Genomic DNA, 7,907 nt, shown 5'->3' with positions numbered 1-7,907 from the left:
TGGTGACTACATTATATAAGAGAGCTTCTTTTTTTGCACTTAAAAACGGAAATTCCTCAATGGAATTTCCGTTTTTCTTTCGAGTCATTATATAAATCGTAGATTTAGTTATTTATGTCCCAGACTCTTATTTACATATATTAAGAACCTGGTCAAAATAAGTCCTGAAGTCATTCATATTATTCTTGATTGCTGAACAGGCCGCATTGACAATCTCCTCTTTATCAGCCGCTCTTTTTTCGTTGTAATGAATGATGACTGTTCTTTCATCGTTAGCTGGCCGCTCTTTATAGATCCAGCCTTTTGTGACTAAATTATTGAAAAAGCGTGTCCGCTTATAAGGCTTGATATCTACATATTGATTCAGACGTTTCATCGACATCGGACCGTTATCCCATAACGCGACAAGCGCCAAATATTCTTCCTTAGACAAATCAAAACGGGTTTGGATAACATCAAAGATTGTATCGATTTCTTTCTGTAATTCATTTAAAGCGACCATATCGCTTAATTCATTCTTTTCGCGTGACATCAAATGCCCCCTGTCTGCCCCATTATTACCTTATCATTACCCTTTTATTCAACAATCAACCCTATATATTCGATTCTTTTATCCATAAAAGCAACTATTTCCGCCAGCACTTGCTTATTTTCCGGTTCCTGATGAAGTTCATGGTAAAGCCCCGGCCACTCCTTCACTTCACAAGTCATCTCACGTTCAAAGACCTTGACCTGAGATAAGTCAACCAGATGGTCTTTAGTGCCGTAGTGCAGCTGAATCGCAACCGGCTCAATGCGGTCCAGATTCTCCATCGTCTCCTTCATCGTCTCAATGATTGAACGATACCAGTGGAAGCTTACCTGACTCACCATCAGAGGATCATTCTGCACCTCAGCGATGGCATCTTCAGAGCGGGTCAGCTGATCATAAGCAATCTTCATATCAAACTTGGCGTCCTTAGATGTCCCGCCGAAACTGGAGGCGAAGAAATTCTTGCGGGTCGTCGTGGTATGCTGAAAACCGAAGAGCGGCGACAGCAGGATGACACCTTCCAGCTTAAGTGTCACATGTTCCAGCAGATTAGTGATGATCAGGCCACCCAGCCCTGCACCGATGACGAATACCGGTAAATAGTAAGATTCTGCGACATCTATCCAGTCGAGAACAGCTTCTCTGTAGTCCGCAAAAGATTGGATATGCCCTTTCCTGACACGTGAGGTCTGGCCCTGGCCAGGCAGGTCCCCCATGATGACATGGTAGCCTTGACGTCTTAACTGTGTGATCAGCCAGGCATAACGTCCATGATGCTCCAGTATACTGTGGACAATCACGACGACACCTTTAGCTGTTTTTTCCGTTTCCCACTTCCACATAACTCTGCCTACTTTCCTCTTTCATGATAGAATTAATTATACCAAAAAAAGAAAGGGAGATTCATCATGCTTGTGAACTACCAAGGACAACAGCCTGAAATACATGAGACAGCATTTATCGCACCAGGTGCAGTCGTAACAGGTGATGTTCAGATCGGCGCCGGCTCCTCTGTCTGGTATAACGCCGTTATCCGCGGTGATGTCAGCCCTGTCATCATCGGCACAGAAAGCAATATCCAGGATTTATGCTGCCTGCATCAGTCCCCAGGCCGTCCGCTGATTATTGAAGACCGCGTCACCATCGGCCATAAAGTCACACTCCACTCTGCCATCATCAGAAGCCACGCACTGATCGGCATGGATTCCACTGTACTGGACGGTGCAGAAATCGGCGAATACGCATTTATCGGCGCAGGCTCACTCGTGACACCCGGCACCAAAATCCCACCCCGGACACTTGCATTTGGCAGACCCGCTCGAGTCGTCAGAGAACTGACGCCGGATGATTATGAGGATATGGAACGAATTGTGCAGGAATATGCTGATAAAGCGCAGGTCTATAAAAAAGAGCACCAATAAAAAACGGTATCGCTTAAGCGATACCGAATTTTTTATGCATAAATGGCAGACCGGCCAACAGGAAGCTCAGTACAAATTCATAGAACATGGAGAAGATATTCGAGAAGAAGAATGCGACATTCTGTCCGAGAATCGTCCCGATGCCTTGATCACCGAATAAGAAGTTCACATCAATTGCATTATCAATGATATTGAGAAGAATGATCACTAACGCCATCGTCCATGCTTTCTTAGTCACAATCGCCACAAGCACAGCGATAATGGTGATGACAATCGGCTCAAAAACAAAAAGCTGTAAAAACGGATCAATTTCATGTCCGAACATGTAGAACGCCATATCTTTAAACATAGATGCACCTCTTTAGCATATTCATTAAGATACATCTATTCTATCATCCTGCCGGAAGGAAAATTATTAAGAGTTTTTAAAGAATAACGGCCTGCCTTTACAATAAATTAATATTTGTCAGCGACCTGGACGTCCTGCAGTTTTTTCCAGTAGTAATAACCATAGACACTGTTGATCAGGAAAGCGATCCACATCGTGACAGCAGATAATCCTTCAAATGTCAGTTTATCATTTAATACCATGAGTCTTGCCCACAGGAAAATAGAAACCATATTTATCAGGATCCATAATAACCATTGTTCTTTATAACGCAAGGTCATCAATGTTTGTGCAACTAAACTTAATCCGACAGATAGAGCATCTACAAAAGGCTGCTTTGCATTGGTGAAATTATCAAGATAATATCCTGTGCCTACATATACTAATACCGTCATTATAATGGTAATGACCCATCCGCGACTGTTTAACCCTCGAGAATCTACTTCCTGAACATTTGGATCATCGGTATGATGATCGCTATGCATATTCTGCAACCAAGCATAAAGACCGATGAACTGGAAAATACCAAAAACGACCTGAAGACCCACTTCACCGTAGAGGAAACTCTTATAGCTGACATAACCGTAAGTGGCTGCCTGAATAACACCGTAGAAGAAAGTACTTAATCTTCCTTTTGCAGACATAATAACACATGCAACGCCAGAAATACTTGAAATAGCTGAGATAGCACTGAGTGTATTAAAATTTTCACCATTATTCCAGAAATAAACAAGAATAAAAATTTGGGCAACTAGAATAAATGCGAACAAGACTTTCTCATACGTCGTAAATCCTTTAAAGTCCTTCACTAAAAACATCAGTTATCTTTCCCTTCCGCCAGCAGTTCATCGACCAGTCGATGGGCTTCTTCGTATTTCTCCTGGAAGCTGTCACCTTGCAGCACCACTGTCCGTTCCATCAGGCCGTGCTCCTCCAGTTCATCCAGGAACATCTGATGCATTTTATTCCGTGAATCTGCATCTGCCTGAGACATATCACGGAATCCGTCATCGACATAGGTGGTCGTCGGCGGCAGAAGCAGGATCAGCGCCCATGTCTGCTGCGAAATATAGAAGTCAAAGACAGGTGCGATTTTCTGATAGTCTTCATCAGAGAGATAAATCTTGGAATAGAGCTTGGTGGTCATCACATCTGTATCCGCAAAGAAAACTTTACGTGTACCCGGTGAATGGATATGTTTCCTGTTCACCTCATACTGGCCGATACCGATGGCCTGCAGATCCTTGATATCCAGTTCATCATCTTTCACCTGACGTTCTGTCTGATATTCACGAGAATATTCCAGGGAATACGAAGTGGAATATCGACGTGCCAGGTCACGCGTCAGGGTCGTCTTACCTGTACTTGCTGTACCGATGATCAGCACGTTCTGCACGAAGAATCTTCTGAACGGACGTGTGACATAGTCCCAGTTATAGATCGGATTCTCACGGATGGATGTTCCGCTGATACCTGTGATCCGTCTGTCAACACGCGTGATGACGATATCGCGGTCCGGCCACTGCGCCGTAAAGTACGTGTTCAGCGGTTCAATGTATTCATCCTCACCTACATAGAACGTGACCGAGTTAAACTCACCGGCTCCTTCTATAATATGCGCCTCAAGGAGTTCAAGCCAAGGCTGCCAGCCGGCCGGATATTTCGGTATATCCGTTTCATCCAGCTTCATAACGGTCACGTTGTCATCGTCTTTCAATAGTTCGCGCATAGACTTCGTACGGTTGACCAGACTCATACCTGCTAAGTCCCCGCGGTCGCCCTCATAACCTGACACGATGACCACAGCCCGTGTATTTTCACGCTTTGCGCGCACAATCTGTTCAAAATGCCCCACATGACAGGGCGCAAATGTTCCAAAGTAAACCCCTAAATCTCTCATGTTCCTGCTCCTTCATCTTTTTTTACATTATACATGAATAAAGCGCTTACTGATTGAAAAGTAAACATTTAATTTACAATTCTTTAAACGTTTCTTCACATTAGCCGGCTAAACTGTTAAAGAAGAGACCATTAGGAGGCCCTTATGCATTTTATTAAAAAAATTGTCATCGTACTCTGCTGCATCTTTGCTGCCCCTCATGTGATTGATATCAGTGTCCAGCCTCTCGACAGCAAAATCATCGCTGATCAAAGTGTCCAATCTGAGGATTAGGCACTTATTTTTTATGACTTGCAGGGTGATGAGTAATTTTCTACAAAATAACTCATGAAGTTAAAAAGAAAACGCTTAACTTTTTGAATATTTGTAGTAAAATATATTAAGTTATATGAAAACACTAGGAGGTTTTTTAACATGGGTTTAACAAGAGATTTCTTTATCATGTTAAGCGAGAATCAGACACTGAATGCAGCAGCAAAAAGATACGGTCTGGCACTCGGTGCAAATAAAGTAGTAGCTGGGGTGGATATTCCGTCTACTATTGAAGCGATCAAAGTATTGAACAGTAAAGGAATCACAGCGACTGTCGACAACTTAGGCGAGTTTGTTTTTTCTAAGGAAGAAGCAACTAAAGCCAAAGAAGAAATCATCGCGATGATCAAAGCGATTGACAATGCCGGTGTCAAAGCCCATATGTCAATCAAATTAACGCAGATCGGTCTCGATGTAGACAAAGAGTTCTGCTACGAGAACGTCCGCGAAATTCTGATGGCTGCCTACCAGCACGGTAACATGCATATCAATATGGATACTGAGGATTACAATCATACTGTACAGACGTTTGAAATCCTTGACCGTCTGAAAGGTGAATTCAAAAACGTCGGTACAGTGATCCAAGCTTATCTCTTCCGTGCAACGGATGAAATCGAGAAATACAAAGATGTACGTCTTCGTCTCGTCAAAGGGGCTTACAAAGAAAGTCCCGAAGTGGCTTATCAGACGAAAGAAGATATCGATGAGAACTATATCAAGCTGATCGAACAGCGTCTCTTAAATTCGAAAGCAATGACTTCAATCGCGACTCACGATCATAACATCATCAATCATGTGAAGAAATTCATCAATCAGCATAACTTAAACAAAGACTTGATTGAATTCCAGATGTTATACGGCTTCCGCACTGAACTGCAGGAGGAAATCGCGAAACAAGGCTATCAGTTCTGTGTCTATGTGCCATTCGGTCAGGACTGGTACGGCTACTTCGTCCGTCGTTTAGCGGAACGTCCTCAGAACTTACAGCTTGTGACCAAATCAATCTTCACACCGCAAGTCAATAAAAATCTGGCAATCGGCGCAGGGGCTGTTGCAGCGGTTTCAGCATTAGCTTTACTTGCTAAACGTAAATAATACGAAAAATCGGATGTCATCACGACATCCGATTTTTTTATATCATCTTATTCAGATTGGCCATCTCAATGGCAGCGACCGCTACTTCGCCGCCTTTATTGCCTGCTTTTGTTCCGGCACGTTCAATCGCCTGTTCAATCGTTTCGGTGGTCAGGACGCCGAAGATAACGGGAATACCGAATTCGTTTGCTTTCGAGACGCCTTTAGCGACTTCATTACAGACATAATCATAATGGGTCGTGGCACCGCGGATGACACAGCCCAGTGTGATGATGGCATCATATTTCTCCTGCTTCGCCAGCTTCTGGGCGATGAAAGGAATCTCAAATGCGCCCGGCACGAGTAACTGGTCGATATCTTCTGCTTCTACCCCATGACGGATCAGGGTATCCATAGCCCCCTCCACCAGGCGGTCCGTAATAAAATGATTGAATCTAGAAGCGACAATGGCTATTTTCAGTCCTTGTCCTGTTACTTTAGCATCATATTTCATATTAAGTTCTCCTCCAGTAAATGTCCTAATTTTTCTTTCTTCGTTGCCAAATAACGGCTGTTGTCCGGATTGCTCGAAAACTGATGCGGAATACGTATTCTGACATCAATGCCGTAATCCCTTAAGCCTTCTATCTTCCGCGGATTATTAGTGATAAGATTGACAGACTGAATACCGAGGTCACGGAGAATCGAAGCCGCAACCGCATAATCCCGGAGGTCTGCATCAAAACCGAGTGCTTCGTTCGCTTCGACCGTATCAAGACCTTCTTCAATCTTCTCATAAGCCTTCAGTTTATTGATCAGGCCGATGCCGCGTCCTTCCTGTCTCAGATAAATAAGCAGACCGCCATGTTCATTGATATGACGGAGGCCGTTCTCAAGCTGGGTCCCGCAGTCACAGCGTCTTGAATGGAAGACGTCACCTGTCAGACATTCGGAATGCAGGCGGATATCAGGTACTCCTGTATAAGGCTTCATGTAGACGACATGTTCACGGTCGCTGTAGATCTCACTATAGCCGTAGACCGTGAAGTGACCGAAATCTGTCGGCATCTCCACAACCGCTTCACGCTTAATCAGTGCTTCCTGCTGCTTACGGTAATGAACCAACGCTTCGATCGTGATCATTTTAAGCTGATGCTTATCTTTGAACGTCACCAGGTCGTCTCGTCTTGCCATCGTCCCGTCCGGATTGATGATTTCACAGATGATGCCTGTTTTTCTGGCGCCACATAATCCAGCCAGGTCAACACAAGCTTCTGTATGTCCCTGTCTCTCCAGCACACCGCCGTCTCTGGCCACCAGCGGGAAGACATGACCGGGCGAGTTGAAGCAGCGGTCATCCTCTCCGAGCAGTGCACGGACTGTATCAAAGCGCTCCTGCACACTGATCCCTGTCGTGGACGAGACATGGTCGATACTGACCGTAAAAGCGGTGCCGTGCGGATCGTTATTATGTGCAGTCATCGGTGTCAGCTCAAAGCGCTCCGCCAGTTCTCTTGATAAAGGGGCACAGACCAGGCCCCGTGCTTCTGTGATCATCAAGTTCAGGACAGCCGGCTCTGCAAATTCTGTCACAGCGACTAAGTCTCCTTCGTTCTCTCTGTCTTCCGAATCCACCACAATCACCGGTTTACCGGCCTTCAGTTCGCTGAGAGCTTCCTCTATTGTGCTGAACATGCGAGTGCCTCCTGTCTGACTATATATTTGCCGAGCATATCAAACTCAAGATGAACAGTGTCCCCCGGTTTTAATGTCATCAGCTTAGTCGCTTGCTGCGTCTCCGGTATCAGCTGAATCTCGAAGTAATGAGCATTCAGCTCAAAGAGAGTCAGTGAGGTACCGTCGACAGCGATTGAACCTTTTGGAATCACATATTTCTGGTCATTTTTATCAAGACTGATGTGATAGACGACCGCATTACCTTTCGACAGTTTACGCAGTACTTTTGCTGTCTTATCAACATGGCCGGAGACAAAGTGACCGCCTAAACGCGTCGTCGGCAGAAGTGCCCGCTCCAGATTGACTGGATAGCCGGCGCTTACTGACTTGAACTTTGTGCGGTCTGAAGTACCGATGATGACATCAACGTCAAAAGACTGAGAGGTAAAAGAGGTCACTGTCAGACAAGTGCCGTCAACAGCGATCGAGTCACCTACCTTGACATCTTCAAGTACTTTCTTGCAGCGGATCGTCATGGTAAGCGCGCCCTGCTGCTTGATACGTTCTATCGTACCCACTTCTTCGATTAAACCTGTAAACATC

Annotated in this window: 11 protein-coding genes; 3 read left to right on the top strand and 8 right to left on the bottom strand. The window is 44.8% G+C overall.

Translation table 11 applies throughout. From position 1 onward, the window contains the following. Window positions 1-127 precede the first annotated feature (127 nt). The gene (locus ERX55_RS05825; protein WP_133451635.1) at window positions 128-532 is read right to left on the bottom strand and encodes a transcriptional regulator, SarA/Rot family; all 405 of its coding nucleotides are present in this window, start codon (window positions 530-532) and stop codon (window positions 128-130) included. 44 nt (window positions 533-576) lie between these two features. Then, the gene (locus tag ERX55_RS05820; RefSeq protein ID WP_133451634.1) at window positions 577-1,374 is read right to left on the bottom strand and encodes an alpha/beta hydrolase; all 798 of its coding nucleotides are present in this window, start codon (window positions 1,372-1,374) and stop codon (window positions 577-579) included. A gap of 66 nt (window positions 1,375-1,440) precedes the next feature. Here ERX55_RS05820 and ERX55_RS05815 point away from each other — a divergent pair, with 66 nt between their 5' ends. Continuing rightward, a complete protein-coding gene (locus ERX55_RS05815; protein ID WP_133451633.1) occupies window positions 1,441-1,953 on the top strand; it encodes a gamma carbonic anhydrase in 513 nt (170 codons plus the stop codon). A 13-nt stretch (window positions 1,954-1,966) separates the two neighbouring features. Here ERX55_RS05815 and ERX55_RS05810 read toward each other — a convergent pair whose 3' ends face one another. The 3 genes from ERX55_RS05810 to ERX55_RS05800 all read right to left on the bottom strand — a co-directional run bounded on the left by ERX55_RS05810 (window position 1,967) and on the right by ERX55_RS05800 (window position 4,241). Beyond that, window positions 1,967-2,302: a hypothetical protein gene (locus tag ERX55_RS05810; protein ID WP_133451632.1), complete on the bottom strand. Its 336-nt coding sequence runs from the start codon at window positions 2,300-2,302 to the stop codon at window positions 1,967-1,969. 107 nt (window positions 2,303-2,409) lie between these two features. Then, on the bottom strand, window positions 2,410-3,159 hold the full coding sequence (gene pnuC / locus ERX55_RS05805) for a nicotinamide riboside transporter PnuC (protein ID WP_133451631.1): 750 nt from the start codon (window positions 3,157-3,159) through the stop codon (window positions 2,410-2,412). Then, entirely contained in the window at window positions 3,159-4,241 is a 1,083-nt protein-coding gene (locus ERX55_RS05800; RefSeq protein WP_133451630.1) for an AAA family ATPase, read from the bottom strand. The genes pnuC and ERX55_RS05800 overlap by 1 nt, the downstream gene beginning before the upstream one ends. Before the next feature lie 144 nt (window positions 4,242-4,385). Between ERX55_RS05800 and ERX55_RS11625 the strand changes: the two genes are divergently transcribed. Both ERX55_RS11625 and ERX55_RS05795 read left to right on the top strand, forming a co-directional pair. Further along, window positions 4,386-4,514 carry a hypothetical protein gene (locus ERX55_RS11625; protein WP_279512555.1) on the top strand — a complete coding sequence of 43 codons (129 nt, stop codon included), beginning with the start codon at window positions 4,386-4,388 and terminating at the stop codon, window positions 4,512-4,514. A gap of 141 nt (window positions 4,515-4,655) precedes the next feature. Beyond that, entirely contained in the window at window positions 4,656-5,648 is a 993-nt protein-coding gene (locus ERX55_RS05795; RefSeq protein ID WP_133451629.1) for a proline dehydrogenase family protein, read from the top strand. A gap of 37 nt (window positions 5,649-5,685) precedes the next feature. Here ERX55_RS05795 and ribH read toward each other — a convergent pair whose 3' ends face one another. From ribH to ERX55_RS05780, 3 genes are read right to left on the bottom strand one after another with little or no spacing between them, the layout of a single operon-like run. After that, entirely contained in the window at window positions 5,686-6,141 is a 456-nt protein-coding gene (ribH, locus tag ERX55_RS05790; RefSeq protein WP_133451628.1) for a 6,7-dimethyl-8-ribityllumazine synthase, read from the bottom strand. Then, window positions 6,138-7,322: a GTP cyclohydrolase II gene (ribA, locus tag ERX55_RS05785; protein WP_133451627.1), complete on the bottom strand. Its 1,185-nt coding sequence runs from the start codon at window positions 7,320-7,322 to the stop codon at window positions 6,138-6,140. The genes ribH and ribA overlap by 4 nt, the downstream gene beginning before the upstream one ends. Continuing rightward, on the bottom strand, window positions 7,307-7,906 hold the full coding sequence (locus ERX55_RS05780) for a riboflavin synthase (RefSeq protein ID WP_133451626.1): 600 nt from the start codon (window positions 7,904-7,906) through the stop codon (window positions 7,307-7,309). Before ERX55_RS05780 ends, ribA begins: the two co-directional genes overlap by 16 nt. Window position 7,907 lies beyond the last annotated feature (1 nt).

This window comes from Macrococcus bovicus, assembly GCF_004359575.1.
In the GTDB taxonomy this organism is placed as follows: Bacteria; Bacillota; Bacilli; order Staphylococcales; family Staphylococcaceae; genus Macrococcus; species Macrococcus bovicus.
This window is presented reverse-complemented; position numbering and strand designations above follow the sequence as displayed.

What these genes read in the sequence shown, in the direction of transcription:
- ERX55_RS05825 (WP_133451635.1), bottom strand. Translation starts at nt 532, where the DNA reads ATGTCACGCGAAAAGAATGAATTAAGCGATATGGTCGCTTTAAATGAA.
- ERX55_RS05820 (WP_133451634.1), bottom strand. Translation starts at nt 1,374, where the DNA reads ATGTGGAAGTGGGAAACGGAAAAAACAGCTAAAGGTGTCGTCGTGATT.
- ERX55_RS05815 (WP_133451633.1), top strand. Translation starts at nt 1,441, where the DNA reads ATGCTTGTGAACTACCAAGGACAACAGCCTGAAATACATGAGACAGCA.
- ERX55_RS05810 (WP_133451632.1), bottom strand. Translation starts at nt 2,302, where the DNA reads ATGTTTAAAGATATGGCGTTCTACATGTTCGGACATGAAATTGATCCG.
- pnuC (WP_133451631.1), bottom strand. Translation starts at nt 3,159, where the DNA reads ATGTTTTTAGTGAAGGACTTTAAAGGATTTACGACGTATGAGAAAGTC.
- ERX55_RS05800 (WP_133451630.1), bottom strand. Translation starts at nt 4,241, where the DNA reads ATGAGAGATTTAGGGGTTTACTTTGGAACATTTGCGCCCTGTCATGTG.
- ERX55_RS11625 (WP_279512555.1), top strand. Translation starts at nt 4,386, where the DNA reads ATGCATTTTATTAAAAAAATTGTCATCGTACTCTGCTGCATCTTTGCT.
- ERX55_RS05795 (WP_133451629.1), top strand. Translation starts at nt 4,656, where the DNA reads ATGGGTTTAACAAGAGATTTCTTTATCATGTTAAGCGAGAATCAGACA.
- ribH (WP_133451628.1), bottom strand. Translation starts at nt 6,141, where the DNA reads ATGAAATATGATGCTAAAGTAACAGGACAAGGACTGAAAATAGCCATT.
- ribA (WP_133451627.1), bottom strand. Translation starts at nt 7,322, where the DNA reads ATGTTCAGCACAATAGAGGAAGCTCTCAGCGAACTGAAGGCCGGTAAA.
- ERX55_RS05780 (WP_133451626.1), bottom strand. Translation starts at nt 7,906, where the DNA reads ATGTTTACAGGTTTAATCGAAGAAGTGGGTACGATAGAACGTATCAAG.